Annotated in this window: 28 protein-coding genes and 1 tRNA gene; 15 read left to right on the forward strand and 14 right to left on the reverse strand. The window is 35.3% G+C overall.

The window, feature by feature from the left end; translation table 11 throughout:
* Positions 1-201: 201 nt before the first annotated feature.
* Entirely contained in the window at positions 202-1,038 is an 837-nt protein-coding gene (locus Q4597_RS04585) for a DUF932 domain-containing protein (protein WP_303404914.1), read from the forward strand.
* Between the two features lie 68 nt (positions 1,039-1,106).
* A complete protein-coding gene (locus Q4597_RS04590) occupies positions 1,107-1,652 on the forward strand; it encodes a hypothetical protein (RefSeq protein WP_303404916.1) in 546 nt (181 codons plus the stop codon).
* 70 nt (positions 1,653-1,722) lie between these two features.
* Here Q4597_RS04590 and Q4597_RS04595 read toward each other — a convergent pair.
* A tRNA-Phe gene (locus Q4597_RS04595) sits at positions 1,723-1,807 on the reverse strand.
* A gap of 15 nt (positions 1,808-1,822) precedes the next feature.
* Positions 1,823-4,372, reverse strand: a complete 2,550-nt coding sequence (locus Q4597_RS04600) for a DEAD/DEAH box helicase (protein ID WP_303404918.1) — start codon at positions 4,370-4,372, stop codon at positions 1,823-1,825.
* Between the two features lie 783 nt (positions 4,373-5,155).
* Here Q4597_RS04600 and Q4597_RS04605 point away from each other — a divergent pair.
* The 9 genes from Q4597_RS04605 to Q4597_RS04645 all read left to right on the forward strand — a co-directional run bounded on the left by Q4597_RS04605 (position 5,156) and on the right by Q4597_RS04645 (position 14,741).
* The gene (locus tag Q4597_RS04605) at positions 5,156-5,500 is read left to right on the forward strand and encodes a single-stranded DNA-binding protein (protein ID WP_099543840.1); all 345 of its coding nucleotides are present in this window, start codon (positions 5,156-5,158) and stop codon (positions 5,498-5,500) included.
* Positions 5,501-5,578: 78 nt separating this feature from the next.
* A complete protein-coding gene (locus Q4597_RS04610) occupies positions 5,579-6,028 on the forward strand; it encodes a JAB domain-containing protein (protein WP_281987808.1) in 450 nt (149 codons plus the stop codon).
* Between the two features lie 11 nt (positions 6,029-6,039).
* Entirely contained in the window at positions 6,040-6,237 is a 198-nt protein-coding gene (locus Q4597_RS04615) for a hypothetical protein (protein WP_140591980.1), read from the forward strand.
* Positions 6,238-6,664: 427 nt separating this feature from the next.
* Positions 6,665-7,045 (forward strand): BfmA/BtgA family mobilization protein, encoded by a 381-nt coding sequence (locus Q4597_RS04620; RefSeq protein WP_140591979.1) that lies wholly within the window; start codon positions 6,665-6,667, stop codon positions 7,043-7,045.
* Positions 7,046-7,056: 11 nt separating this feature from the next.
* Positions 7,057-8,088 carry a MobB family relaxase gene (mobB, locus tag Q4597_RS04625; RefSeq protein ID WP_281987804.1) on the forward strand — a complete coding sequence of 344 codons (1,032 nt, stop codon included), beginning with the start codon at positions 7,057-7,059 and terminating at the stop codon, positions 8,086-8,088.
* A gap of 5 nt (positions 8,089-8,093) precedes the next feature.
* Positions 8,094-9,680, forward strand: coding sequence for a type IV secretory system conjugative DNA transfer family protein (locus Q4597_RS04630; protein ID WP_281987802.1), 1,587 nt, complete (start codon positions 8,094-8,096; stop codon positions 9,678-9,680).
* Between the two features lie 221 nt (positions 9,681-9,901).
* The gene (locus Q4597_RS04635) at positions 9,902-13,006 is read left to right on the forward strand and encodes a class I SAM-dependent DNA methyltransferase (RefSeq protein WP_281987800.1); all 3,105 of its coding nucleotides are present in this window, start codon (positions 9,902-9,904) and stop codon (positions 13,004-13,006) included.
* Positions 13,007-13,009: 3 nt separating this feature from the next.
* Positions 13,010-13,630: a hypothetical protein gene (locus Q4597_RS04640; protein ID WP_281987799.1), complete on the forward strand. Its 621-nt coding sequence runs from the start codon at positions 13,010-13,012 to the stop codon at positions 13,628-13,630.
* A gap of 139 nt (positions 13,631-13,769) precedes the next feature.
* On the forward strand, positions 13,770-14,741 hold the full coding sequence (locus Q4597_RS04645; protein WP_281987798.1) for a hypothetical protein: 972 nt from the start codon (positions 13,770-13,772) through the stop codon (positions 14,739-14,741).
* A gap of 3 nt (positions 14,742-14,744) precedes the next feature.
* Here the strand turns inward: Q4597_RS04645 and Q4597_RS04650 are convergent, their stop codons facing one another.
* Genes Q4597_RS04650 through Q4597_RS04690 form a run of 9 tightly spaced genes read right to left on the reverse strand, consistent with a single transcriptional unit; the run spans position 14,745 to position 22,007 of the window.
* On the reverse strand, positions 14,745-15,107 hold the full coding sequence (locus tag Q4597_RS04650) for a hypothetical protein (RefSeq protein WP_281987797.1): 363 nt from the start codon (positions 15,105-15,107) through the stop codon (positions 14,745-14,747).
* A gap of 7 nt (positions 15,108-15,114) precedes the next feature.
* Positions 15,115-15,945, reverse strand: coding sequence for a DUF4138 domain-containing protein (locus Q4597_RS04655; protein WP_281987796.1), 831 nt, complete (start codon positions 15,943-15,945; stop codon positions 15,115-15,117).
* Between the two features lie 32 nt (positions 15,946-15,977).
* Positions 15,978-16,907, reverse strand: a complete 930-nt coding sequence (gene traM, locus Q4597_RS04660; protein WP_157363551.1) for a conjugative transposon protein TraM — start codon at positions 16,905-16,907, stop codon at positions 15,978-15,980.
* A 30-nt stretch (positions 16,908-16,937) separates the two neighbouring features.
* On the reverse strand, positions 16,938-17,552 hold the full coding sequence (locus Q4597_RS04665; protein ID WP_157363550.1) for a conjugal transfer protein TraK: 615 nt from the start codon (positions 17,550-17,552) through the stop codon (positions 16,938-16,940).
* Between the two features lie 20 nt (positions 17,553-17,572).
* A complete protein-coding gene (locus Q4597_RS04670) occupies positions 17,573-18,415 on the reverse strand; it encodes a hypothetical protein (protein WP_140591969.1) in 843 nt (280 codons plus the stop codon).
* Between the two features lie 2 nt (positions 18,416-18,417).
* Positions 18,418-19,005, reverse strand: a complete 588-nt coding sequence (locus Q4597_RS04675) for a conjugal transfer protein (protein ID WP_157363549.1) — start codon at positions 19,003-19,005, stop codon at positions 18,418-18,420.
* A 4-nt stretch (positions 19,006-19,009) separates the two neighbouring features.
* Positions 19,010-21,412 (reverse strand): TraG family conjugative transposon ATPase, encoded by a 2,403-nt coding sequence (locus tag Q4597_RS04680; protein WP_281987794.1) that lies wholly within the window; start codon positions 21,410-21,412, stop codon positions 19,010-19,012.
* Positions 21,399-21,683 (reverse strand): hypothetical protein, encoded by a 285-nt coding sequence (locus Q4597_RS04685; RefSeq protein WP_281987792.1) that lies wholly within the window; start codon positions 21,681-21,683, stop codon positions 21,399-21,401. The genes Q4597_RS04680 and Q4597_RS04685 overlap by 14 nt, the downstream gene beginning before the upstream one ends.
* 36 nt (positions 21,684-21,719) lie before the next feature.
* Positions 21,720-22,007 carry a hypothetical protein gene (locus Q4597_RS04690; RefSeq protein ID WP_073243663.1) on the reverse strand — a complete coding sequence of 96 codons (288 nt, stop codon included), beginning with the start codon at positions 22,005-22,007 and terminating at the stop codon, positions 21,720-21,722.
* A 189-nt stretch (positions 22,008-22,196) separates the two neighbouring features.
* Here Q4597_RS04690 and Q4597_RS04695 point away from each other — a divergent pair, with 189 nt between their 5' ends.
* The 4 genes from Q4597_RS04695 to Q4597_RS04710 all read left to right on the forward strand — a co-directional run bounded on the left by Q4597_RS04695 (position 22,197) and on the right by Q4597_RS04710 (position 24,256).
* Positions 22,197-22,826, forward strand: a complete 630-nt coding sequence (locus Q4597_RS04695) for an N-acetylmuramoyl-L-alanine amidase (RefSeq protein ID WP_303404930.1) — start codon at positions 22,197-22,199, stop codon at positions 22,824-22,826.
* Between the two features lie 236 nt (positions 22,827-23,062).
* Entirely contained in the window at positions 23,063-23,434 is a 372-nt protein-coding gene (locus tag Q4597_RS04700) for a metalloregulator ArsR/SmtB family transcription factor (protein WP_130962969.1), read from the forward strand.
* A 10-nt stretch (positions 23,435-23,444) separates the two neighbouring features.
* Positions 23,445-24,050 (forward strand): mercuric transport protein MerTP, encoded by a 606-nt coding sequence (merTP, locus tag Q4597_RS04705; protein ID WP_130962970.1) that lies wholly within the window; start codon positions 23,445-23,447, stop codon positions 24,048-24,050.
* Positions 24,050-24,256 carry a GDCCVxC domain-containing (seleno)protein gene (locus tag Q4597_RS04710; RefSeq protein ID WP_130962971.1) on the forward strand — a complete coding sequence of 69 codons (207 nt, stop codon included), beginning with the start codon at positions 24,050-24,052 and terminating at the stop codon, positions 24,254-24,256. The genes merTP and Q4597_RS04710 overlap by 1 nt, the downstream gene beginning before the upstream one ends.
* Before the next feature lie 75 nt (positions 24,257-24,331).
* On the opposite strand, the gene Q4597_RS04715 is transcribed toward Q4597_RS04710, so the two are convergent.
* The 3 genes from Q4597_RS04715 to Q4597_RS04725 are packed head-to-tail and all read right to left on the reverse strand — an operon-like array spanning position 24,332 to position 26,018.
* Complete coding sequence (locus Q4597_RS04715) at positions 24,332-24,994, reverse strand: ATPase (protein ID WP_303404932.1); 663 nt, start codon at positions 24,992-24,994, stop codon at positions 24,332-24,334.
* Entirely contained in the window at positions 24,978-25,730 is a 753-nt protein-coding gene (locus Q4597_RS04720) for a hypothetical protein (RefSeq protein WP_303404934.1), read from the reverse strand. The genes Q4597_RS04715 and Q4597_RS04720 overlap by 17 nt, the downstream gene beginning before the upstream one ends.
* 3 nt (positions 25,731-25,733) lie before the next feature.
* A complete protein-coding gene (locus tag Q4597_RS04725; RefSeq protein ID WP_140591951.1) occupies positions 25,734-26,018 on the reverse strand; it encodes a helix-turn-helix domain-containing protein in 285 nt (94 codons plus the stop codon).
* Positions 26,019-26,151 lie beyond the last annotated feature (133 nt).

Raw genomic sequence — 26,151 nt, forward strand, 5'->3', positions numbered from 1 at the left:
TTGGTAAAAACAGCTATGAGGTAGAATAATAATCAATCAATAGTAACGCAAAGATAAACTCGTAAAATACACCCATCAAAAGACTACGGCATAAAGCCAACGCTTCTTCCCTTACTTATTTATTCCGTTTCCTTTTGAGCTGAGATTTTAGCTTCCGTTTGGGTTACCGCTCAAATATTGTTTAATCTAAATTCAAAAGCTATGTATTTACAAAATTTACAACAGGATGAAATCTTTGTTCCATCAGAAATGAAATCCTTAAAAACTTTGACGCAGATGGAATCCAGACGTGGACTTGAAAACGTCATAATTTCCAATGGAAAAATTGTCAATGTAGTATCGAACAGCTATGGACACATTCCGAATCTATTGTTCTTCAAGAAAGCTGAAGAAATGCTATCCGATGCACAACTGAACTATCATAAACGTACCATCAACAAAAATGACAGGTCGTTCATTACAGATTTCATTATTGACGATAAGAGTCAGTTTTCTGTAAAAAATAAAGAAGATTTGATACTGCCGATGCTTCGCTTTAAAAACTCTTATGACGGTAGCGAAAAGACCTCTGGCCACTTCGGATTTTACCGAAAAGTATGTTCTAACGGACTGCACGTTTCTCAGGCGGAAATCGAGTTTTCCATAAAGCATAGTAAGAATAATACGCACTTGATTATGCCAAGATTGAACAACTTATTTGACAAGTTTTTGGATAATGAGTTTTATACCATTACTAGGAAGTTCGATAAGATGAAGGAATTTAAAATCATCGATACAAAGGAGTTCGTAAAGGCCATTCTAGACAAAACTAAACTGTTTAGATACGAGTGTAGCGATAAGAATAGTGACCCTTCAAAAAAGTCTCGTGAGGTTATCGAGATTTTGAATTATGAAGCCTTATTGCTCAATGAAGAACCGAATCTATGGTTAGGCTATAATGCCTTTAACTCGGTTTTGCACAATACATTGAAGAAGAGTTTTGGCCAACAAGAACGGTTAGATAAAAAATTATTCGATGAAGTCTATGAAATGGCTTAGGAATATTTAAAGGTTTATCCAGTACCTATCTAAACTGGATTTTCTCTTACATCTAAAATCTAAATATTATGAATAATATAAAAACAGTACAATTTGACTTTGGTTTTGAGTGTGAACCGATACAAGAAAAGGAAAAAACATTGAAATCTAATAAAAAGCGTGATAACGATTTCGTCTTCAATTTTATGGATTGTCTTACCAGCCCAATCGTTGTTTTTAAATCCGCCTGGCAGGATATAATTCCTAAAGACATACTTAAAAACATAAAATTATCAAGACTATTATGTTCAATGCAACAAGAAGAAATGGCTTCACTTACTGAGGCTTTAGCATATATGATGCCTAGAACTTACGAAGCACCAATGCCCACAGAATGGGTAAATATTTATACTTGGCTGGGGCTTCAATATGCGAGTCAGTTTAAGAATAAGGACCAGTTAGGCGCAATGAAAGAAATAGCAACCAACAAACTTTCAGAATATGAAACGGGTCTTTTGAATAATTTGAGAAGATGGATTTATGATAAAAGAAGAAAGGCGCTAAAAGATAAATTGAAAAGTGCTGAAAAATCAGAGGCAAAGATTTTACCTAAAAATCAGGAAGTACTTTTTTAAAGAGTAAGTTGAGACCGTTCTAACCAACAAGCCCGCAAATAAATTGCGGGCTAAAATACTTTCGTATCTGCGGATAGAGAGAGATTCGAACTCTCGGTACAGTTTCCCGTACGCCTGAACTTCAATCAGGAGCCTTCGACCACTCAGCCATCTATATTTTAACCCTTAATCTATCCTTTTTTCGAATAAACTGGCTTGAGATAACAAGTTCTAAAACCAATGGGCGTGAAATTATGTATTCCTAATAAGTTAGCAATTTCCTTCGTTGTAGCAGCAATAAACCCCGAATTATTGATTCCATCAACAAATCTTCTTAAATTGTCCTTCAATAAATTTAAAGAATCTTCATCGATAACACGAGTGTTTTCGCTTGTATTTACATTCCACCCTTTTATGTTTGGCGGTTGCAATGTAACCAAATTATGATTAGCTGCTGGTCCGTAAAGATTCTTAAACCACTCACCAGAGCCTAGAAGTTGATTAATGTTATCTCTAGTGATAACGTCGTGTACTGCCCTTGATTTTGCTTCTAGCACAAGATAATGCTGGTCGGTCATTACCCATAGAACATCTGGACCATTCCCAAACTCAGCTTCTGGTTCTTGTGCATAAAAACCAATTAAGCTTCCAATTTCTGCCAAAGCATTTTCAAATTTAGTATGCGGTATATCTTGGCTGAAACTAAGATTTTCAAAGAGACTTTCAATATACATTTTAAAATCTTGTGATGTCTCAAAGCGTTTAATAAAATGAAGCACCTGTATAGCCTGCCCTTCGTTAGCTGTAATCTTGGTATAGCTATGACCATTTTTAGATTGAAGCATGTGCGAAGTCGTTTGGGCTGCTTTTAATTGTAAATCATTTGATTTAGGAGCATTATCAAGAAATAAATAATTGGCAGACTTTTCAAAATACCAACCACGCTGTTTAGAAGTTAAATCTACCGAGTCCACAATATCATTTAAAATAAGGTTACTAGCACCTTCATAGTCCCTTCTTCTAAATTGGTCGATAGCTCTTGATTCTACATCAGCAATTTCTAAATTCTTCAAAATTCGGTCATCTGTTTTATCTACTTCGATTTTGGACAATATATCTGAGTGGTATTCTCGCCAACTCATATCTTGCACCAAGCACAGACTTGCTGTTTCTTTAATTGTTTTTAAAGCATTGTCTTTAGACTCTTCATCTAAAAGCGAAAGCCCCAATTTAAGCTGTTCTCTAGTTACAGGAGTGAAGTACTGAAGATTAGATTTGTTACCTACAAATTGTAGCAAGTCTTTACCCATTAGAAATACAGTACAATAATCACTTCCAGACCTTACCGCCCTACCTAATCCTTGTTCTATTATTTGTGCTTTTAATGATGCTTTTACAGATTCCAAACGTAGTTCTGCATATAGCTGTTCGTAGGAGCTGAATGATGGGTAACCATCAAGAATAAGTACTCGACACATATCCCCATTCAAATCAACACCATCATACCTATTAACTAGTACATAGAATAGCCCCTTCTTTTTCTTTAGCTTGCCGATATCTTTATTGATACTTTCATTTTCAATTATTTCAGCGCCGATGTCTTCCCATTTGGTTGCCCGTTCCGAAGATGGCGTCAGTACCATAACATTAATTCCCGATTTAGAATAATCTTTTGCTAAGGCCATTATTTGCTCATCGGTTATTCTCGAATCAAATCGCTGTGGCGCTAGGATTAAGCGTTGTCCTACATCTTTACGGTCTTTAGGTATCAGAGCATTTTTAATACTATTTTTATCAATTCCTAAATCTTTTATCAAGTCTATTTGGTCTTCAAATGTTGCTGAAAGAATATATCGGTGTTTTGCTTCATTAAAAGCTCTTACGTTATGAAATGGCACATAAGCAGGTGCTATTTCTATACCCCTTGGACCTACGTAGCAATCATAAGACTTTAAATCGTCGGCAATCAATCCCCATTTGAAAAATAATTCATCATCATCACTAAATTCACCAATGAGCTCGATTAATTCCTCATTTCGTGAGAGCCAAGACCAGTAAGGAACTTTTAAGATTTTAGCGTAAGGGTCACCTTGTATTAGTCTGTGATAAGTACCTGGAGCTTGATATTTTAAATCCCCTTTAAATAACTTGAGTAATCTCTTGGATAAATCGTGACCGAAAGGAATTAACAATGTTGTAGCATCCCTAGCTTTATCTAGACATACGTGTGCATCATCGAGAACAATAGAACCCACATCAATGTTATCTCTTTCAAAAATTGAGCGGGAATTGAATAACTTTTGAAATGTGCATAGGAGTATAGCCTTAGAATTTAAGAAATCATCAGGAAACACACTTCTTTGCCCTGCATATTCAACTTCACAAACAGGTATTCCGTATAAATTTGCTTGAATTTTAGCCTGTTCCAAGAGTTGTTTATCTGGGCAGAGATAAAGACTTGGTCCAACACCTTCTATCATTTTCGAATACAACATTAGCAGGCTTACTAACGTTTTACCAGAACCCGTATTCATTTTACAAAGAACATCTCGTTGGGCTCTTATAATATGCCAAGAGTTTAATACTTCTTCTTGAATTCCTCTGAGGTAAGCATATCCCTCTTTATGAAATAAGGTTTGAAATAGTTCAGTTGGTTCAAAATTGAGTTGTTTTGGCGTTGTATCTTCTAGTTTTTTCTTAAATATATTCATCAATTCAGCGATTATTTTCTTGACCAACAAAATAGTAAAATTTGGTCAATGCTTGTAAGTTATTTTAACATAAATACTTACATAGTCAAATTAGAAATATTTAATTATCATTTTAAACTTTGGTAAATAAGTATATTCTATTTTTATAACCCACTCAGCCCATTCCCCTTCATTTCGCGAAAAGCTACAATCCGAGAAAAGAGCTTCATTATACAGGTCTTGGACACAATCCCCAATTTCCGCTTTCCATTCCGCTAACCCTTCCCGATGCTCTGGGAAGGAACACTACATTCCCGAGCCAAAATTGTGAATTAAGTCCGCCTTTTCATCGGAAAGACATCACTTCGATTTTCTTAACAGGATTTTCGGCGCGGTCTTCTTGAGCCCTCACTCGAAAATCCTTAAAAACCGAACCGCTGCCTTACACATTTTAAGGGGTTTATAATGGATAAAGCCTTAATTGTTTTTCGGGTCGTCGAAAAACAGGCACGACATAACCAATTCTAATTTAACCACAGCTACTTATTTCGCTTAACTGTCGGTACGCTCAAACGCAACTGCGTTTAAAAGAATTGCTAATGCCCTTATGGAACTTGTCAAGACTATACGAGTTTTAGTGAAAAATAAGGTTTCTACTTCCTTGAAAATCTAAGGATTTTACTACGTCGCAAACACACCTGATTTTACCCTAAAAGTCTTGACAAAACCCACTCTATCCATTGTGCGATGCACAGAAGAAAAGAACAAACACCCCTTAAAATTTAATCTGTTTTAAATCAATAGGGGAAATATAAATCACTTAAATATTTTATTATGAGTACTATTAAAAATCACGTACAGTTAATTGGAAATGTTGGACAAGAACCAACCATTACGAACCTTGAAAGCGGAAAGAAAGTAGCCCGTTTTTCACTAGCCACAAATGAGTATTACAAAGATAGTAAAGGCGAAAAGCAAACAGATACGAATTGGCATACAATTGTTGCTTGGGGCAAAACTGCTGAAATAGTAGAAAAGTATGTTGCTAAAGGAAAAGAAGTTGGAATATCGGGAAAACTAAAGACCCGAAGCTACACAACGGATGATAACGAACAACGCTATGTTACGGAAGTTGTAGCCGATGAAATCCTTTTACTTGGAAGTAAAGGCGATAAGTAAACCTAAAATTAAAGAGGGCGTTCCTCTCGAAAGTTGCGCCCTCTTTTTTCATTATTCACATTTTAAATACTATAAACAATGAAAGCACAAGTTAACGAAATAAAGATTAGTTATAAAGGCGGTTTGAAATCTTCTAAATGGCAAAAAATTGGTAGTTCGCAAGATGCAGCCGAACTTCTTTTTGAGGATTGGGATAAAGATACTATCGGAATACAAGAAACCTTTAAGGTGGTTTTGTTGAACAATAGCAATAAGGTAAAAGGGGTCTATCAACTTTCACATGGCGGTATAACAGGAACATTAATAGACCTACGAATATTGTTTGCGGTTATATTGAAATCTCTATCCGTGGCAATAATTTTAACGCACAATCATCCAAGTGGAAAATTACAACCTAGTGATGCGGATAAGAGACTAACGAGCAAAATTAAAAAGGCATCAAAGCTATTCGATATTACCATTCTTGACCATTTGATATTTGCACCTGATGGGGATTATTACAGTTTTTCTGATAATGGACTTTTGTAAAACTGAAAGCTATGATTTACATTAAATTTCAAGATTTGAGCGAGGAAAAACAAGAGGAACTTTTTCAGGTTTCTAGGGAACACGTTATACATCTTTTTGGGGAATCTATTCAAGAATATGTTGACGAAACTGGGGCAGATTATGACAAGTTGATAGACGAGGAAATGATTAAAAATCTATACACGTATAACTTCGTTTTCAACATCTAATTTCCTAAAGTTACTTTTAAGCACCTCTAATGTTAGGGGTGTTTTTGTATGCAATTCACATTTCAATTCAAGAAAAAAATGTATCTTTACAATGCTGAAATTCAGCGTACAAATTAAAGTAAGGTTATCCAATTTTTGACTTTCGCCGATACCCTTATACATCGAAAAATAACATATCGGAAAATTATTTTCCTAAAATGGCAATCGGTTTTTTAACCAGATTGTATGGATTTTTGTCCCGCGAGCGGGACGAAAAGGAATAGCAAGAGGGTAACACGCTGCGCGATGTTTCTGATTCCTTTTCGTTTTCAAATAGCTGATTACCAACAATTTGAATATATTTTAATTTCCTGACAATCAACGATTTGCGACAAACGGGCTGGAAACGCCCATTTTTAGGGACGATTTTGCGACAAATCGGCGAAATATGGACTCATTTACTGGCATTAGATTTAAAAAGGAAACAGCAAAACGTTTCCAAACATTCTCACGCACTTACTTCAAATCACACACAGAGGCAATGTCCACGATGCTCGATTTTTTCTTCTACAATGAAATTTCGCCAAAGGAAAAATTAGGACCAACGGGACGCACCATTGAAGCTAAATTACTCAAAAGAATCAATGCGGTTATTGCTATAATGAGGGATGTGGAAAAGACACAGACCAAACCTACGGTGGCGATGATTCAATCTCTTTTTGAAACTGAAGAGCCAACTAAAAAACCGCTAATCGTAGAAAAGAAATATGCTGAAGAAAAGAAAGAAGTACGCTTTCGTGAAAAGCAAAAACCAAGTAATCAACTATAAATTTTTGAGCTATGTATATTACAATAACAGCCCAAAAATTGGGAAATAATTATTCACAAAGTTCAGCAGATTTTGTGGGCTATTTAGAGAAAGAAAATGAAGGTATAGAACAACAGGATATGGAACACTTTTTCAATCAATATGGGGATGAGATTTCTGCTGAAGAAGTGGTAAAAGAGATTGATGGAAACACCGCAAAATTGAAAAAGAAAGAACCTAAATTTTATTCCATCACAGTCAGTCCTTCAAAATATGAATTGCGTAAACTTCAGAACAATAGCCAAGACTTAAAAACCTACACTCGTGAATTGATGAAAGATTATGTTGCCAGCTTCAATCGGGAAATCAATGGAAGACCAATTTCAATAAACGATATAAAATACTATGCCAAAATTGAACATCAACGAACCTTTAAGGGAACGGATAAACAGATAAAAGAAAACCAATCGTATGCTACAAAAATACTTCAGCTTAAAACCGAAATCCGAAATATTCAGGAAGGACGAGCTGAAGGGAATATTAAAAGGATGGAAAAGGAAATCGCTAAACTGGAACGCCAAGCACCACATCAACAAAATGGAAAACGGATAGTCCAGGGAATGCAAAAAGATGGAAACCAAAGTCATATTCATATCATCGTGAGCAGAAAAGATGCTTCCAATTCAATCAGTCTTTCCCCAGGAAGTAAACACAAAGCTTCGGAAGTTGAAATGCACGGAAAGAACGTAAAACGTGGTTTTGATAGAGATAATTTTTTTGAGAAAGCAGAAAAGACGTTTGACAAGACTTTTGGCTATAAACGCAACTTTGCTGAGACCTACAAAGCACGAAAGGATTTTGTGAAAAACCCCAAGCTTTACTTTGCAGCCTTAATGAAATTACCAGCTAACGAAAAAGCATTGGCTTTCAAAATGATGACGAAAACAGGATTGCCAATCGTTCCAAGTATTCCTGTTACTCAGGCGCAGATTGCACTTCGGGTTTTCAAGCGGTTAAGGCGTGGTGCGGAAGTGGCCATAAAATCAAGTTCCATTGGAATCTAATTAGTATGCAGATAGATAATATCATAACGATACTTTCAATTATTGGTTTGGCCAGTACTGTTTTCTATGTGCTATTTCGAGTAAATAAGTATGCGTTTATTTTAAATATCGCAATGCTTTCATTTCTCGTATTCTATCTTTCTGAAGGGAATGAATTGGTTTCGATAGTATTGTATTTGGTGTGTCCTCTAATGCTAATTAATATAGGATTGTATGTTTTTCTGCATAAGACTGAAGACACACAAAATGGAAACACAAAATACCAAGTCAGTTTTTCTACGAATAAAGGAAGCTTCAAACTAGATAATATTAAACGTGGCGCATCCGTCATCGGATCCGCCGGAAGCGGAAAAACCGAAAGTGTGGTTTATGGATTTCTAAAACATTTCCGGGAAGAAGACTTTTGCGGAATTATTCACGACTACAAGGATTTTGAACTGACCGAAATGGCATATCCATTGTTTAAGGATAGTGATATTCCGTTTAAGGTCATTTCCTTTGATAAAATCATCCATAAGGTAAATCCTATTGCACCTCGCTATTTAGAGAACGAGGAAAGTGTAAATGAAGTGTCACGGGTATTGATTGAAAATCTTTTAGAGCAAAGAGAATCAGGAACGACTGGAACAACCAAATTTTTTAACGATGCAGCTGAAGGATTGATAGGCGGTTTGATTTGGAAACTGAAAACCGACTATGCTAAATATTGTACGCTGCCACATTTGATAGCGATTTATCAAATGTTAGATACGGACAGTCTTATACAGTTTTTAGAAACCAATACCACATCGAGAGCAATGGCAGATGCTTTTATTAGCGGAAAAGATTCAGATAGGCAAACAGCTGGTGTCAAGAGTACATTGGCAAATGCTCTGAAACGAATTAGTACACAGCGCATTTTTATGGCATTGTCCGCAGACGAAGTACCCTTGAATATCAATAGAGAAGAAAACCCTGCGATTATTTCTGTGGTAAACAATCCAAAATATGAAACATCCTATTCGCCCGTAATTGCAACTATTATTCATACCATTACCAAACAAATGAGCGTGCGCGGTCAGAGGCCGTCTTTTCTTTTGATGGAAGAAGCGCCTACCATTCGCCTTTTGAATATGCACCGTATTCCTGCAACCTTGCGTAGTTATGACATTGCTACTATTTATGTGATGCAAGACAAAATTCAGAATGATATGATGTATGGCGATAAAGCAAGCAAAGCAATTTTAAGCAATCTGTCCTATCAATTTTTTGGTAAAGTTAACGACCCAGACACCGCCAAATATTACGAACGCTTTTTTGAAATTATCAAAGACCCAACGAAAAGTATAAGTCGTGGACATAATCTCGATTTTGATACACGTATTACGACTGGAGAAAAAGAAATCCCTAAGATTCGTGCTGATGTTTTCTTCAGGTTAAAACAGGGCGAATTTATAACCTATGCAGATGGGAAGGATAAGAAGGTACAGTTTAAATTGGCTAGTATTCCAAGAGAGCTTCCGCAGGTGTCGAAGCAGTTTAATCAGGCAGATTTAGAAGAGAATTTTGAGCGGGTTTATGATGAAGCGAGGTCGATATTCAATGCTCATTGAGATAATATTGTAGGTGGTGTAGTAGGTGGTGCAATAGAACTTATTTTTAGAGGAACTCATTTTAATATTAAAACGGTAGCACATTAAACTGTCGCATCCATAAATTTGGAAATATTCCAAATAATAGTAAAACTTCGATTATCAAAATCGCAAAATCATTTGTACCTTTGGAATTAATTTAGTATGTAACTAACTATCAGATATTTTGGGCAACTTTCGATATGATTGATTTTGATATAATAGAAAATTTAGGCTTGGACAAGGCCGTCTCTGTTACTTCGGAATCTAATCAAATTTCTGAAAGTCAGTTAGTTGTAATCAATCAAGTGAGAGACTTCGGTATTGATGAAATTTATTTCAGTACCGACGAAAATCATAATAGTTATCCTGCGGTTTTTCTAAAAAAGGTTGAAAAATTTGATGACCTGGCTCTTCATCAAGTTGCAAAGGCTCAAAAAAAAATCTGGAACTTCAAAAAGGTAATTTTTCTATATGTTTATGCGGAAACTGAAATCCGTATTTATAATTGTGCCGAGAAACCTCTTATAATTAAATCAGATGATTTTGACTATAAGAAGGAGCTTAAAACACTCGAAATAGCTTCTTATAAGTTCTCTGATAAAACCAAACTTAAACAGCTTCAAAATCTTTTTTCCACTATTGCCATTGATACAGGTATTATATGGACATTGGAGGAAGCGTATGACATAAGAAAGAAGATAAGCCTTCAGCGAAGGGTAGATAAATATCTTGTAGAGAGCCTTACCTATACTGCTAAGCAATTACAAGCGGAAGGTTTAGAAATAAACCTAATTCATAAAATAATAATGCGTTCTCTATTTCTATTGTATTTAGAGGACAGAGGCGCAACTGATGAAAAGTTCTATTCAGAAATAAAAAAAGGGTCCAAGTCTTATTTCGACATTTTGGACGATGCAGATAAGACATATTCACTTTTTAAAAAACTGGAAGAATATTTTAATGGTAATGTTTTTACTATAGATAGTAATGAGTCAATTTCTAGAGAACACCTAAAGATTATCCGAAAGTGTTTCATCAACGGTAATGATAATTCCTTACAACAGAATCTTTTTGAAGATTTACGCCTGTTCGATTTTAGCATTATTCAAATAGAATTGTTAAGTGAAATCTATGAGAACTTCCTTGCTGAAATAAACCCTACTTTAAAACAAGATACAGGTACTTATTACACACCACCTTCCCTGGTTGAACTCATATTGAATGAGAAATTGCCAATCTCTAGGACGGAAAAAGAATTTAATGTTAAGGTATTGGACCCAACGTGTGGTTCGGGGATTTTTTTGGTTGAAAGTTTTAAACGTCTAGTCAAGCGCCACGAAAATGCAAATGCAGAAAAGCTCACGGATTTTAACGAACTGAAGAAGCTACTGACGGAAAACATATTTGGTATAGAGATACACCCTCAGTCAATCAAGGTAGCTGCTTTTAGTCTTTATTTGGCTTTGGTAGATAACTTGAATCCTAAGACAATCTGGCAAAATAAAGACTACCGCTTACCATATTTGATAAATGACCCTTCAGATGATACTTTGGTCGAACAAGGCAATAATCTATTCCGAAGTGATACTATTCAGAAAAATCCACAAGTAGAACAAATAGACTTTGATTTGGTGGTGGGGAATCCGCCTTTTGGCACTAAGAACTTATCCCAATCTATTCGAGATTATAGTGATAAATATGGATTTGCTAAGGAAATGGTTCTACCATTCTTACATAAGGCAACCAACTTCTCTGAAAATGGGGAAATCGCTTTGATTTTCAATACCAAAATACTGACGAACACCAAAATAACGTATCAAAATTTTAGAAAGTGGCTCTTTAATGAATGCTATGTAGAGAAAATATATAATTTCTCGATTTTACGAAATGCACCTAAAGATTTCGGTGGTCAATTGTTTGGTTCAGCAACTGGACCAATCAGTATTGCATTTTATAGAAAAAGTCCACCAAAGAAAAAATCGGACACAATTGTCTATTATGCCCCTAAGACCTACATTAAATCTAATGTTATTGAAGGTGTTAGCATTGATGGAACAGATTTAAAATATCTTCCACGGGAAGAATGCAATAAACCAACTTCAAAAATTTGGAAAATTGCAATGTGGGGTGGAATTAGAGATATTAATTTAATACAAAAACTAAATGCTTTAGACAGTCTGGAACAGTTTATATCGGATGAGAAAATTGACAAGGGCTCTGGATTACAATTTTTGAATAATTCTACAAAGAACCCGAAAGTAGATAACGAAATTCCAAATAGATACATTGCCCCTAAGAATATTAAACGTTACGTTTCACACTCATTTTCAGATTTGAATTCTGGACTTACTCAGCCGTCAAAGGAAATATATGCAAAGTATTATGGCGTGCAAGTGGAAGACTTACCCACAATTAATGTATTTAGACGCGTCGGAGCAAAAAAAACTTATTCTGCACCACATATCTTAATTAAGGAAGGGCTTTCCAATTGGAAAATTTGTGCTTCTTATGAAGATGAAGCCTGTTCGTTTAATAGTAAAGTCTTAGGGTTTAGTCATTCTGATTCAAAAGTACTTAAAGGACTAACTTGTTTTATAAACTCAAAGCTTGCCTATTATTATCTTTTCTTATGTTCGGCATCTATCGGAATAGAAAGAGAAGAAATCAAACCTAATGAAGTTTATCGACTTCCATTTTCTTTGTCCAAAAAGAACCTATATCATCTTGCTGATATTTATGATAAGATGATAATTGAGGAATCTAAAATTTTCAATACAAATACAAAAAAGTTTGAAAAGGAGATTGATAGCTATATATCTAAATGTTTTGACTTTTCAATCGATGAAAGCTTAATTGTAGACAATTTTGTAGAATTTACCATTCCATTATTGATTAAGAGATATCAATATGTTCTTGGTCCAACTAACAAAAATGAAATTCAAGATTATGCCATAAAGGTTTCGCAGCATTTAAATGACTTTTTACAAAATCAGGATTTCTATGCTAATTGTACCATTTATGGAAACATAAGTCATTTCTCACCTTTAATGATAACTAAGGTTGAGTTTGAAGATTCCGAGAAGGAAGTTTCAATATCTAGTGTGGATATACACGACATATTGCAGGACTTGGATAAAGAATTGTGGCAAAAGAAAGCAACCAATATTTATTTCAGAAAAAAATTAAATTATAAAACAGGCAACGAGATTTTTATTGTTCGTCCCAATCAGAGGCGATTCTGGACTCAATCGATGGCGATTGAAGATGCTTCAGAATTAATACTGGAAATCCTTAATGAAGTATAGTAAATGGGATTAAACAAAGTAATAGTTGCCAGCTTCAAAAGAGGCTTTGAAGAAAAATGCTTTCAGCTGATAACGGAATCTTATGTTTCAGCTATGGAAACCAAAGTCATCAAACTCAATTGGGATGAAAATGACATTACTTCCGAATTGCACGAACACATCAAGGAAAATCCACTAAGATTAAAGTGGAGCATCGTTACGAACGTGGAGCAACATTTACCGAAAGATAATATAGAAAAAGAAAAGGGTTTTGCAGCGAAACAACCTAGAATAGACCTTAGATTGGCAACCATAAATTCATCTTTAGAGTATGAATACCATATGGAAGCCAAAAATCTTAAGGAAAAAGATTCTGGCTTAAAGCGACGTTATATTGATACCGGAATTAACAGTTTTGTTTCCAATAAATATGAAAATGGATGCCTACTTGGGTATGTCCTAGAAGGAGCTTTACATAAGACTGTGTACGGCATAAACAAGCTTCTAAAGAAAGACGATAGAGAACCTGAATTTTTGAAATCTAAAGCTTATCATTTACACAATAAGTATTACGAATCAGAACATCCTGACGATATGGTTATAAGACATTTTATGTTTGATTTCACTTCTTTAAATAGTGCCTAGAAGCATATAAAAGAGGTGTTTTTACTTTCCGAAAAGACTTTAACTAATACCATAATTTCATTTGGAAAATAATACTGAATTATCAAGGGAAATACTCAACGAATTTCTTGAAAGGTGGGACATCGAGACCATCAAATCTATGAACTTAGAACAGTATGTTTCTATTGGGAATAAAGATACATTCTGCCAATGGTTGGAAACCAAAACTAGAGCTCTGGGAAGTATTAAGGGTATAAATTCTAGCAAGTTTGGAATTTATAAACGAAGTGACCCAAATGCAAATCCAAAAAACTTAATAAACGACAATCTTTATTCCTGGCAACGTTACTATGGAGAGAATAGAAAAGAAGCATTTGAAAACGTAAAAGCTGAAATCTTAAAGATTATTGAATATTCCGAAAAGGGAGACTTTGAAAAAATTGATGATTTACATCTAACTCTTTTTGTAAAATGGAAAATAGCCTATCTCTATTCAAACGAAAGATTGATTCCAATTTTTAAGAAAGCCGTACTTCATAAAATTGCTGAACATTATGGGTTGAATGTTACTAGAAAAACTAAAACTTCTGAAATTCAGAATTTGATTATTGCCAATAAACCATCCCATTTATCAATATATCAATTTGCTGATTTTCTATATGAGAAATTTGGTCGTGATAACGGAAAAACGACAAACACCGGAAAAAAGAGAAAAACTAACAGAAAGGGAACTAAATTGCGAAGTTCATCTAAACAGAAAAGAAGGGGAAGCACCAGTTACATTGCAGAACAAAAACACAACAAAATTCAAGAAATACTACAGAAGCAGCTGGAACAAAAATACGGTAAGGACAACGTTATACTTGAGGAAAATTATGTTGACATAAAAGTTAAATTAGAAAATGAAATTCATTTCTATGAAGTAAAGTCATCGGCCTTTGCCTCTGATTGCATTAGAGAGGGTTTAGGTCAAATAATATCATATGTGCAAAAGGACGATGACGATAGAACAAAATTATTGTTCATTGCAGGACAGTACCCGCCTAACCAAGATGAAATTGATTATTTGAATTTCGTAAAGAAAAAATTGAAAATCTATTTTGATTATGTTAGTGTTGAACTAAAAGATTAACCATTAAAAAGGCCCTTTCTCTCTCGGTCCTTTGCTCGTCACTTTCCATTGACCATCTTCTTTGATGAGTTTAAAGATACCAGGCTTATTATCATAATTAGAACTGTATTTGACCCACGCAGTATCGGTCTCAATAACTTCATCTGATATTGTAACCTTTGCATCATTATCAGCGTCTGGCACTAAACCCTGAATCATCATTAAACTATCATAACCATCAGAAGTTGTATGTTTTTTTAAGATGTTATTATCTTTAGCATAAAAGCTTTCAACAACAATCTTTACAGTTTCTGATGGCGACATATTCTTGGTTTCAGAGCAAGAAATGAATAAAAGTACGAGTGAGCAAATGACTAATCTTTTCATAATATTATTAATTTGGGTTATTGATATATCTGTGTGATATGTTCAGTTTTATATTGCGTTCACCATCTTTCTCGTTCAATTCTAAAATTGCCCTACGGTCATTGGACAACGAGAATTTAGGCATTACATAAACCAATCTTACCATTTTACCTTCTGCAATTGTTGACGGCAAATGGTGCTTGTAAATAGGTTCTTGATATAAATTCTGTAAGGATTTCCTTTTCCCTTTTTGTCGAGTCTCGATGGAAAGGTTCAAGAAATTCAAATCGTAATCCAACGTAGAATTATTCTCAATCTGAATGACAAAATAGAGTTCTTCTTTATCAAAAACTATATTTTCAACGGTCAAGACGATGCCCTGTGTGCGCTTCTTAATCCGACCGATGCGTTGGTTTCTGTTAAGAAGATAGGTGCAGAATTTTTGATAATAGTAGGTTCTGTTATCTATATTTTTTTCAGAAGTTACAACCTGAATCGAATCGGCTACGATTGGCTTCTCATTACCAATACTATTTGATAATGGGATAAAATAATTGAGCTTTGACAGCTGCTTTTTATATCTTACAATATACGAAAAAATTGCACCATTTCTATTGACTACCAGCAGATTACTTTCCTTTCCGGGCTTTGCCTGAAGTAATCCAAAATATTGTTCTTTTTCACGATTATAACTAAAGACAAAATTATCCGAACCGGTTATGCCTTGTCTTATGGGTTCTGGAAAAAATAGCGCAACGTTTTTAGTATCGTTTGCATAAATGGTATCTAATGTTACGTTTATTTGTGCTTTCGCGAAAGCGGAAATAATGAGGGCTGAAATTATAATATACTTTTTCATAAGAGTGCGTTTTTAAATGCCCATTATGGGCCTCATAATTTTGGTTTTAGAATTAATTTGTAGTTGTTGAGCACAGTTACTTTAACGCTTCGATTACGACGTCTAAATACCTGTGTAATTCCACCTACTTGCGGAACAGTCGGAATATTGATATCACCAATAACATCATCCAAAACTTCTGTGGTAGCTTCAGCCCTAAAATTGTTTTCTACATAGATACCTTCGCTACCATCGAGCAAATCGAATGCCTTTAGCTTGGTAGGATGATGCTTTATGTTCTCAATTTCGATTAAAGCACGATTTGGCTGAAAGCTTATAAAACCAAAAACTGGTGTATTCTTTGGCATCAACTTACCATTAATAGTAGCTGATTTGGTAAGACGCATCCGCAATCTAGTGTTTGCTTTAACAACCTGGTCGCCATCGACAACCACATATATCATTTCATCCGTATTACCAATAATTGAAACTTCATTTGGTTTTGGCGAAGCAGCAAAGAATAATTGATGTTCTAATCCTAATTCTTTGGCTTGAATTTTTTGTTCTCGTTTTATTTCGGCTGAATCGATTTGTTGTGCGCTCTTTTTCACAACTTTCTTTTGCCCTAAGTTTCTGTATTTCTTGTCAGAGTATTGAATTTTACCTGCATTGTATATACTATCCACAATGCGTTCTTTTTCAAGTTCCGGCAAATCCGGATTGTAAAGACCTGTGGAATCCAAAAGTTTTTCATCGTAGATGCTGGGTGCGTTATTCTCGCGCACTTCCTTTAGGTCATTGATAGCATCAAGCTTGGAATCGTATTCTTTTTGGTTTTCGTCCAAGTCCGGAACCAAGGTCTGTTCAAGGTTTTCGTTCTCACTTTCGTCATCGCCCATAACCATCATTGAATAGGAAATGAGAAATATGAAAATCACAGCCAATACCGCAGCAAATACTATTTTGTTTTTTTCTAATTTCATAATTGTGGTTTTTAAATGCCGATTATCGGCTCAACTTTCATCGTTTATCTTTTTTAAGGTGTTCTCGAAATAGTTCGTAATCAACAAGCCGTGTGGGTTGTTTGGAAAGTTTCTATCAACTGGAATTAAATTTCCACTAGAAACGAGTTCGTAGGTGTCAATTATTGAACCTCTATTGATTTCAAATACTGTAATCGTTCTAAAGACGTATGTTCCGTTTTGTTCTTCGATTTGTGAATCAATACTTAGTACTTTTTGAACAAGTGAGTATTGCAGCAATCGATTATAGACACCATCGGCTTTTTTCTGACGATACAAGTTGTCCACAGAACTATTGCCTAACCAAAGCGCCTTTTCAAGATTCCGTTCGTAGTTACTGGCATCGATATTATAGAAGTAGTTGTGGAACAGGTCCAAATGCGCCAATGCCTCTACTTTGAAATTTTCTTTTTGGGTAACAAGCTTCAGCGGAATAATACTGCCATCGGTATTAATGGCAAAGGCACTATTAAGTGCTTCTTTATTCGTCTTAAAAGCCATCCAAAGTGAAAAGGTGCTCGATAGCATCGCAAAAATGACAACTGCCAACACGATAAATCTGTTCAACTTTAAGACGTTGTATATGTTCTTATATGGTGTTTTCATATTTATATGTTTAATCTGCCCTAGGCAGTAAATAATCTGAGGGTAAACGAAGTGGCGCGTTTATATAATTTGAACTTTAGAAAAACAATGAAACAAACTGACCCTAGCTGAACCACAGGTGCAAAAAAGCCCTGGCCGACATCTGTCCCAAAAAGGTTTGTCCAGAAATTCGTATTGATTTCAGTATAGAGGGCGTTTACAAATACATTAACCAGAAAGAATGCAGGCACCAACATATAAACCGCGGCATATAACTTGAAAAATGTGTAAGCAAGCGAACGGAATTTTTCAAAAACTGCTAGACTTATAACCAGCGGGAAAAAGGCTTGCATTATACCCAATAAAAAGTAGCGTTCAGCAAGAAACAACGGGTAGATGAACAAATCCAAAATCCAAAGGATAAGGCTAATGATAAATGCAAATATTTTGAATCCGTAAAGTGGTGTGACAAGAGCTTCATATAATAAGGCCATTGCCGCTTGAGCGGCCTCTAAAAAATTTATTTCTTCTTCTATAGGAATATCCTGCATCTGTAATGGCAATAAAGCTGGTGCTGTACCACGATATTGCGCTTCTATGGAAACCAAGATGCCATCAAAAAAGCCTAAAACCTGCGTTGAAAATATAACCAGAAGTACAATGGCAAAATTCTTGGTCAATTCCCCCGGACTTAATCCCCAAGTATAACCATCCTTATCCGCAATACCTTCATTATATTTTTTTAGGATATTGACCAGAAAGAACAATACAGCAAGCGTTTTCATTCCTGCAATAGTATATTGCGAAAAGCTACTGTTCTGTATGGTTTGAAATACTGCATCAATGTATTCCAGTCCAATCCCTAAAAGTATGGCTGCGGTCATTATTAGTAATCTGTTTCTCTATTATTAATTTTGTCCTGCATTTTTCTGAAGGATATAATATCCTTGTAGCGTTTCGTTCTTGTTTGAATATTTGAAACCATTTCCTTAGATTCTTTTTCTTTCTGCTTTAAAACTTCAGCACGTTCAGCATCGGACATTTTTAGATTATCACTAGATAAAATTTCGCCCATAAATTCAACCGTGTCCAAAGAGTTTTGAACAATCGCATCAAATGATTCCGCAACTCGTGTAACTTCCTCTGGTTTGATGTAAGGCGAGTTTAAAATATCCCGCAAATCGTTTTGCATTACATTGATAAGGCGTTGATTGTTAGCTGCTATTTCTTCAACTGCCCTAAGTTGTTGCACAACACTTGACACTTTCTCAATTGCCTCTTTCGCATCTTTCAAGAACTTTACGGACTGGATAAGTTGAGAGGTCTGTTTTGCCGATTCCACAAGCGATTTTACCAAACTGATAAAGTTGGTATTGTCATAAACTGGCATCCCCTGAGCGGTAGCACCGTTAGGCAATAAAAGGCCAACCATTAAGAATAGCCCTAACAAGATTGTTTTGATTTTTGTCTTCATAATATTATGTTTTAGATGTGAATTGAATTATTGCTTTTTCCATATCGTGATGCTCATTGTAGAGCTTCATTATTTCCTCATTTTCCTGGCCATCGGTTAAATAAGCTGCATAGACTTCTTTAGGAACTTCAAGCCGAAAGATGTTGCTTTCCTTCCCAATCTTGATAAACATTTCGGTGTACTTTCGTGGTCCGGAAAGATTATTTTTGATGGACTTTAATTGGTTCAAGTCATGACTTGAGAGGTTGAGCCTTTTGACCAATTCGTCATAGCCTTTTTCGTTGTTAAGGCTGTAAATGACCTGCGTATTCTCTAATATGCTAGCTGATGTTGAGTTATTGGGAAGCTGGTTTATGGATTGAAGAATAATCCCAATCGCACCATTTTGTTTACGGATAGCTTGGTAGTAGAATTCTACACTTTCCAGTACGTTATCAAACTTCAATTGTTTCGCAAACTCATCGAAAAGGATGATTCCTTTTTCTGCTCTATTTTTCCATATTGTTCTTTGGATGGCCGACTTAATCAGCTTCAACATTACGGACAAGATTTCCTTGTTATCCTTTACTTCATCTAGCTCAAAAACAATTAGGCGTTTGTCCTCAATTTTATAGGTTTGGTCTTCGCTAACTTCAAAGAGGAAGCTATATAGACCATCGCCGACATACTCAGACATTACGTGCAAGAAGCTGGTAATATTGAAATAGTCGGGATGGATTTTTAAGGTGTTCAGAAGGTCTTTCTGATTCCTTTCTATAAAGTTGTAGAAACCATCTAAAGAATGATTTTCTGAAGTGTTGTTATAATAATGGCGCAATATCTTTTTGACCGAAACCGATTGTGCTTTGGTAACCTTTAAATCAGAGGCGAACAGTTCAAATAAGAATACAGATAAGTCTTCCAAACGTTCAGGTGTGAGGTCATTTGTATTACTTATATAAAAAGGATTAATGCCTAGATTCTTTCCGCTTTCATAACGAAGCACCGTGTATTTTTCTGGATAGAGTTTGGCGAATTTTGTGTAGGATCCGCCAAGGTCAATTATGACTAGGCGGACACCACTCTCAAAATATTGGCGTAGAATGTTATTTGCCAAAAAGGACTTCCCTTCGCCAGTAGGTGCAAAAATGGCAAAGTTTCGTGCTTTGATACGCTTCTTGCGTTCGTCCCAAACGTCCTTTAGAACTGGAACGTTATGTTCTCTATCATTAAAGATAATTCCAGTAGCATCCGAGTTGTAGTTTGTATTATTAATAAACAAGCATAGTGCGTGTTTTAAATCCGTTACATATAAATCGTTATTTGAAAAGTTGGAAGAAAAACAGCAGTAACTATTTAGTATATAGTTCTTCCGTTCCTCACCTCTTGGATAATATGGGATAATATCCAGTTCCTTAAATTCAGTTTTGATTTTAGAACCGATTCGACTTAAATTTTCAGGGTTTTTATCCCAATAGACGATGTTGAGATGACCACGAATAATCCGTGCATTGTCATCTGCATTGATTTGGTCGAGAATATGTTGAATTTTACCAAGTACCACTTTGTTCTGTGAACCGAAGTTGGAACTTTTGTTGAGTTCTTCAACTTTCTTATCTAGCAGCTTGCGCCACTTTTGTTTATCATCCAAATACAGGATTTGATTTACAATATGATTCTCATTAAGCGTAAGCCCTAAGCCATCAATAAACCCTTGATGAAACACAAAGTCGTCAGAAGTGAATTTCTCATTGGTCTTGCTACTCTGTACACTTTCGCCAAAGCACAGTTCGCTATTAATGGCCAGGGCATCAAAATGGTTTTCGCCAATATTGACGCTTTTTTTATCTAATATGATGTCGGTATCAAAGCCTTCATTGAATCCATTGAAATAACCATTTGTGAGTTGTTGAATGTCTTTCGCGTTAAGCGGAACAAAGGTCATTTTTCGGCTATTGTTTATAAAAGAAACCGAATCACTAACCGAGCCGATGAAGCTCTTAACGTTGTCATCTAATTGTTGAACAATACCTTTTGAAACTTTACGAAAAGGGTTGACATATTTTGAATTATTTAGAGCCTTGTTCTTAGTGAGCGTAAAGAACAAAAAGCAACGATGTTCCATATAAGCACGTCCTTTGAAATGCTCGTGTGTTGCTTTTTCTAAAAATGTTGTACTCGGAAGTTCTTCAGAAGTATAACTCTTTTTAAGGTAGATATCCTGTTTTTGTAACACCGTGCCAATAGGCAAAGATTTTAAAGCTTGAAACCAAGCACCGTGTATATCCTCAAAGTCTTTTTCGGATAAAGAATAGATTTCTGGCAATGTCCCTTTATAGCACAGAACGACATTGCCATTATTGGCAAATATGATATTGTCTTGAATATCTGTAATAGGGTTATATGCTGAAAGATTAATCTTGTTCATAATCGAAGCCCGAGTTTCTTTTGTTACTTATTATTCTTGGGAAGGCTTTAGCCATTTGAAATAATTGTGGGTTATGTGTTATTCTCGTGAGAGCTACATATAAGGCAGCATTAAAAACGAGTATGCCAATTATTATCCCGAAGCTGAAAGAAAAGATGATAATGAGCAGCGAAGCCAAAATGGAAACCATCATTAGGGCGAACAGGGAAATAGGCAGCCCAAAAATGACTGCCCTTTTTCTAATGTTTTTATAGACCTCGAATTTCTTCATACAGCTTTTTTAATAAAGCCCTCGATGAGGGTTCAATTATACTACGATGCCTATTAAATATGTGAAGATGCCCACAACCGCACCCGCAATCAAAACAAATACAAGTACTCTAGTAATACCTTTTTTAAGGTCTGCGTTTTCCCCAAAGAAATGTCCTGCGTTAAATAGGAATCCAACTAGAAAGATGACACCAAGTAAAATTGGAAATATGGTACGTATGGTATCGCCCACATCATTAACGGAATCTTCAATTCCCCCAATTTGAGCAAAAAGTGATGTTGAGAGCAACGATAAAAAAGTTGCTAAGTAGATTGATTTTTTCATAATAAAATTGTTTAGATTTTTTATTCATTTTCCCTTTCTGAAATTTACATATATTTGTACATAAATAACTGAAAATCAAATATTTGTGAATAAAATATTATTTGAAATCAATTGAATTTAATTGTTATTATTTGGCATCAAATTCTATGAATTTTTGAAGGGAAGTTGTTGATAACCCGAAAATTGAAAATGAAAAAAGTGCTCAAAAACGTCAGTTTTGTGGTTTTGCTTTTAAAAATGTGCATCATTTTTGGACAGGAAACCAGTACTCAAAAACGAATTATAATTGACGTTGGACACGGTGGAAAAGATGCTGGTGCGATAGGCATTAATAATATCCAAGAAAAGGATGTTGTACTTAATATTGCCAATACCATTTTGAAGCTAAATAACGAACTGGACAGGCCTCTAGATATTTATTTGACCAGGTATAATGATACGCTTATTTATTTATCGGATAGAACAAAACTGGCCAAAATCCTTGATGCAGATTTGTTTGTCTCTTTACATTGTAATCATTCGGATAATTCTAATGCTAGAGGACTAGAAGTTTATGCTTCACGAAAGCAAACAAATTATTCAAAAGAATCTATTTATATAGGTTACCAAATTGAAAAAGCACTTTGCAAAGAGATAGGATATGAAAGTAGAGGCGTGAAGTTTGCAAACTTTCTGGTATTAAAAGACACCATAGGCTATTGTGCTTCCATTCTGTTGGAACTTGGGTTCTTATCAAATAAAGATGAAGGAAACTATATTTCAGATGTTACCAGTGTCCAATTCATTGCCAGCACTATTTTATCATCGATACAAAACTAATACGATTATGAAAGATTTATTTTTAGAGATAACCAAAAGTTTAAAAGCCGTTGTGGTACAATTTATTTCTGAAGTGATTCTACTATGTAAATCGTTCAGAAGTTGAATTATTATAGCATAGCGCCAACGGTATTTTTGATACAATTAAACTCAAAATAACGATAGCAGAATATTTATATTTAAGCATTTGCTTAAATACGCAATTAATTATACCTTTGTTCATCTAAATAGTTATTATGAAAATGGAAATTTCTTGTACGAGAGCTGAAGCTGACCATAAGCAGTTACTAAACTGCAAAACGGTCATTGATGGTATGACTAATGATTTCGATAAAATAACAAAACTACTGTCCATTTCAGGTAATGAAGTACGCTTAAAGGTGCTATTCCTCTTAAATATGGAAAAAGAACTATGTCCTTGTGATTTAGCCGATATTTTAGGTATGAGTATTCCTGCGGTTTCACAGCATATACGAAAAATGAAAGATGCAGATATTATAAGCTCAAGGCGAGAAGGGCAAACCTTATACTATTCATTGAACGAGGATGAGACCGATATTCTAAATAGTATTTTTAAGTCAATTAAATTAAAAAGAAGAACAGCATAAATTTTTAATAATGAGTACTGTAAAAACATCAAAAAATGCAGCTTATACAGGTTTGTTTGCTGCTGTAGCCGCATCATCTTGTTGTATACCACCAGTTATTGCATTGATTGCTGGCGTTGGTGGAGGTGCATCCGCTTTATCTTGGGTAGAACCCTTTAGACCCTATTTAATTAGTATCGCTGTCATAGCACTTGGTTATGCCTGGTATGATTATCTAAAACCGAAAAATGCAGAGGATTGTTGTGAAGTGGATGCAAAGCCAAAGTGGTTTCAAACTAAAGGTTTTTTAATAAGTATTACGCTATTTGCGGCTATATCAATAAGTTTTCCATATTACTCTCACATTTTTTATCCGAATAACAAGAAGGAAGTGGTTATTGTAAATCAATCCAATATCCATACGGTAAATTTTGATGTAAAAGGGATGACTTGTGCAAGTTGCGAAGAGCACGTCAACCACGAAGTAAACAAGCTCGACGGAATTGTAACCTCAAAAGTGTCCTACGAAAATGGGAATGCCATCATTGAATTTGACCAAACCAAAACGAATGAAACGGAAATCGAGAAAGCAATTAACTCAACAGGCTATAAAGTAACCAACAAAAAAGAAAACTAATGGAAGTTCTTTTAAAATCAGAGATTACCTGTCCGAACTGTGGATATCAAAAATTAGAAGATATGCCGACAAATGCTTGTCAATTCTTTTACGAATGTGAGAATTGTAAAATGGTTTTGAAACCAAATGAAGGCGATTGTTGCGTTTATTGCTCATTCGGAACTGTAGCCTGTCCACCTATTCAGGAAAATAAAAGTTGTTGTTGAAAATTTTCCAACTAGACTTTAAGTCAATATATTTAATAACCGTTTGTGCAACGTATTCATAAAAAAGCACTTTAATCATTTCCTTTTATCCCCAGCACCTTTATCAAAGGCAATCAAATTAAACAGTTCTCGCATTCTGCTACGAACTCGATTGCCATAGCGTTCTTCCAATTCTTCAGCATTTAAGTTGGTGGTAGCGTGAGTTTTAATTTTATGTTTGGTATCGAGATAAAGTTCATATCTGGATAAGAGCACTTCGCCCATTACGTTCAAATCTTTTCCATAAAACCGTCCAGCCGGTTCAACGCCCAAATCATCAAAGCAATAGAATTTAGTATTGCCGTATTCTTCAACAGTTTTAAAGCCAAGGTGGTTAAAACCAAAAGTTACATTCCGGCAAGGAATCATTTCGTAAGGGCGTTGCAACGGAACTATGTGGCGAAGTAATTTCATAAGGCTGGTTTTACCACACCCAACAGGTCCAGAAAGTAAAATACCTTTGTCAATGTCAATACCGTAGGTAGCGCAGTTCTCTTTATCCTTAATGAAATATGAACAAAGTTTAAGCAGTATGTTTTTATCTTCTTCATAGATTCTGAATTTCTTGCCAAACAATAGTTTTCCTTTTGCATTCAGGTAAATCAAAATTTTTAGAAAGTCATAGACAACGCTTTTGCCGTCAAATTTTCCCAGTGAATATTCTACGCCACCTTCAATAATTTTAGAGGGGTTGTCCATAATCTTTGTTTTTAGTGGTTCGCAAGTTGTCCTTGATTTGGGACGCTTGGTTTTTGTTTGCTTTGTTTTCTTCTTCGAAAAGCTCAGTTCTATCCATCCAGTTTGTGGCCAAAGCTCGCCAATCACGAATTTGTTGACCATCGCTAGTTTGCCAGTTCCTAGTTTCATAATGCTCGTAGAATTTTTTTCCTTCATCAGCATTAAAACCTTTTTCAACAAAAAAATCAATTACGGCCTGCCAGCCCTTTGGCTGTTTTGTATAGTTTTCTTGTTTGATATTGTTTGTAGTAGATACCAATGCTTGTCCACCTATGGGACGGTATGGGTCTACAACCTGTCCATTTATGGGATGGTGCTGTCCCACAACTGGTTCAGGTATGGGATAGTACTGTTCCGCAAGCTGTTCTAATGTGGGATTGTATCGTCCCATATCAGGTTCATCACTTTTCCCAATAATGGACATCTTGATTTTACTGCCCTTGTATGGATTGTTAGATGGGAAATAGGATAGATAAAGCCACGCGTCCAAATCCGTAACACAACGATGATAGGTGGATTTTGAGCCTATTTTAGCACAACGCATTAAATCCCTACGGTTTACATAAAATTCATCTGCAAACCGACTACTGTTCCATTCTTGAAACAGCGCCATATACAAGCTGATATGTGTGGGATTTAGGCGGTCATCAAAATAGAACTTTTCAAAAGCCGCATTAAGTAGCTTTATATAGTTCATTACTTAAGAATTTGAACCGTGCTGCACACGGTTGGCGGTCATTATATTTTGAATTTCCTCGGCATCGTAGTAGATAATACCGCCTACTTTGGTATAGGGCAAAGTGCCATTGATACGAAGATTTTGCAAAGTACCTGGACTGACTTGTAACAAGTCCATAACCTCAGAAGATTTGAGATACCTTTTCAGTTTTCCAGTAGCTTGTTTGGATAATAGTTTTTTGATGTCATCGAGTAATTCCATTTTGAAATCTCGAAGGTCGTCTGTGGTAATAATACTTGTGGGCATAATAGAACGGTTTTAAAGAAAGAGGCTATCGCATCGCTATCAACTAATTTGATAGCCTCTGACCTGATTTGACTTTCGTTCTACAAATTTGAATAGCTTTAATGGATTTTATTCCCCAGTACGACCGTACTAC

Origin of the sequence: Zobellia sp. 1_MG-2023 (assembly GCF_030549125.1) — a bacterium.
GTDB lineage: Bacteria > Bacteroidota > Bacteroidia > Flavobacteriales > Flavobacteriaceae > Zobellia > Zobellia russellii.

Coding starts and splice junctions, on each gene's coding strand:
- Q4597_RS04615 (WP_140591980.1), top strand. CDS start 6,040: ATGATTTACATTAAATTTCAAGATTTGAGCGAGGAAAAACAAGAGGAA.
- Q4597_RS04670 (WP_140591969.1), bottom strand. CDS start 18,415: ATGACCGCAGCCATACTTTTAGGGATTGGACTGGAATACATTGATGCA.
- Q4597_RS04585 (WP_303404914.1), top strand. CDS start 202: ATGTATTTACAAAATTTACAACAGGATGAAATCTTTGTTCCATCAGAA.
- Q4597_RS04590 (WP_303404916.1), top strand. CDS start 1,107: ATGAATAATATAAAAACAGTACAATTTGACTTTGGTTTTGAGTGTGAA.
- Q4597_RS04665 (WP_157363550.1), bottom strand. CDS start 17,552: ATGAAAACACCATATAAGAACATATACAACGTCTTAAAGTTGAACAGA.
- Q4597_RS04720 (WP_303404934.1), bottom strand. CDS start 25,730: ATGAACTATATAAAGCTACTTAATGCGGCTTTTGAAAAGTTCTATTTT.
- Q4597_RS04610 (WP_281987808.1), top strand. CDS start 5,579: ATGAAAGCACAAGTTAACGAAATAAAGATTAGTTATAAAGGCGGTTTG.
- Q4597_RS04710 (WP_130962971.1), top strand. CDS start 24,050: ATGGAAGTTCTTTTAAAATCAGAGATTACCTGTCCGAACTGTGGATAT.
- Q4597_RS04715 (WP_303404932.1), bottom strand. CDS start 24,994: ATGGACAACCCCTCTAAAATTATTGAAGGTGGCGTAGAATATTCACTG.
- Q4597_RS04620 (WP_140591979.1), top strand. CDS start 6,665: ATGGACTCATTTACTGGCATTAGATTTAAAAAGGAAACAGCAAAACGT.
- merTP (WP_130962970.1), top strand. CDS start 23,445: ATGAGTACTGTAAAAACATCAAAAAATGCAGCTTATACAGGTTTGTTT.
- Q4597_RS04675 (WP_157363549.1), bottom strand. CDS start 19,005: ATGAAGACAAAAATCAAAACAATCTTGTTAGGGCTATTCTTAATGGTT.
- Q4597_RS04655 (WP_281987796.1), bottom strand. CDS start 15,945: ATGAAAAAGTATATTATAATTTCAGCCCTCATTATTTCCGCTTTCGCG.
- Q4597_RS04685 (WP_281987792.1), bottom strand. CDS start 21,683: ATGAAGAAATTCGAGGTCTATAAAAACATTAGAAAAAGGGCAGTCATT.
- mobB (WP_281987804.1), top strand. CDS start 7,057: ATGTATATTACAATAACAGCCCAAAAATTGGGAAATAATTATTCACAA.
- Q4597_RS04700 (WP_130962969.1), top strand. CDS start 23,063: ATGAAAATGGAAATTTCTTGTACGAGAGCTGAAGCTGACCATAAGCAG.
- Q4597_RS04690 (WP_073243663.1), bottom strand. CDS start 22,007: ATGAAAAAATCAATCTACTTAGCAACTTTTTTATCGTTGCTCTCAACA.
- Q4597_RS04605 (WP_099543840.1), top strand. CDS start 5,156: ATGAGTACTATTAAAAATCACGTACAGTTAATTGGAAATGTTGGACAA.
- Q4597_RS04635 (WP_281987800.1), top strand. CDS start 9,902: ATGATTGATTTTGATATAATAGAAAATTTAGGCTTGGACAAGGCCGTC.
- Q4597_RS04630 (WP_281987802.1), top strand. CDS start 8,094: ATGCAGATAGATAATATCATAACGATACTTTCAATTATTGGTTTGGCC.
- Q4597_RS04640 (WP_281987799.1), top strand. CDS start 13,010: ATGGGATTAAACAAAGTAATAGTTGCCAGCTTCAAAAGAGGCTTTGAA.
- Q4597_RS04650 (WP_281987797.1), bottom strand. CDS start 15,107: ATGAAAAGATTAGTCATTTGCTCACTCGTACTTTTATTCATTTCTTGC.
- traM (WP_157363551.1), bottom strand. CDS start 16,907: ATGAAATTAGAAAAAAACAAAATAGTATTTGCTGCGGTATTGGCTGTG.
- Q4597_RS04695 (WP_303404930.1), top strand. CDS start 22,197: ATGAAAAAAGTGCTCAAAAACGTCAGTTTTGTGGTTTTGCTTTTAAAA.
- Q4597_RS04680 (WP_281987794.1), bottom strand. CDS start 21,412: ATGAACAAGATTAATCTTTCAGCATATAACCCTATTACAGATATTCAA.
- Q4597_RS04725 (WP_140591951.1), bottom strand. CDS start 26,018: ATGCCCACAAGTATTATTACCACAGACGACCTTCGAGATTTCAAAATG.
- Q4597_RS04645 (WP_281987798.1), top strand. CDS start 13,770: ATGAACTTAGAACAGTATGTTTCTATTGGGAATAAAGATACATTCTGC.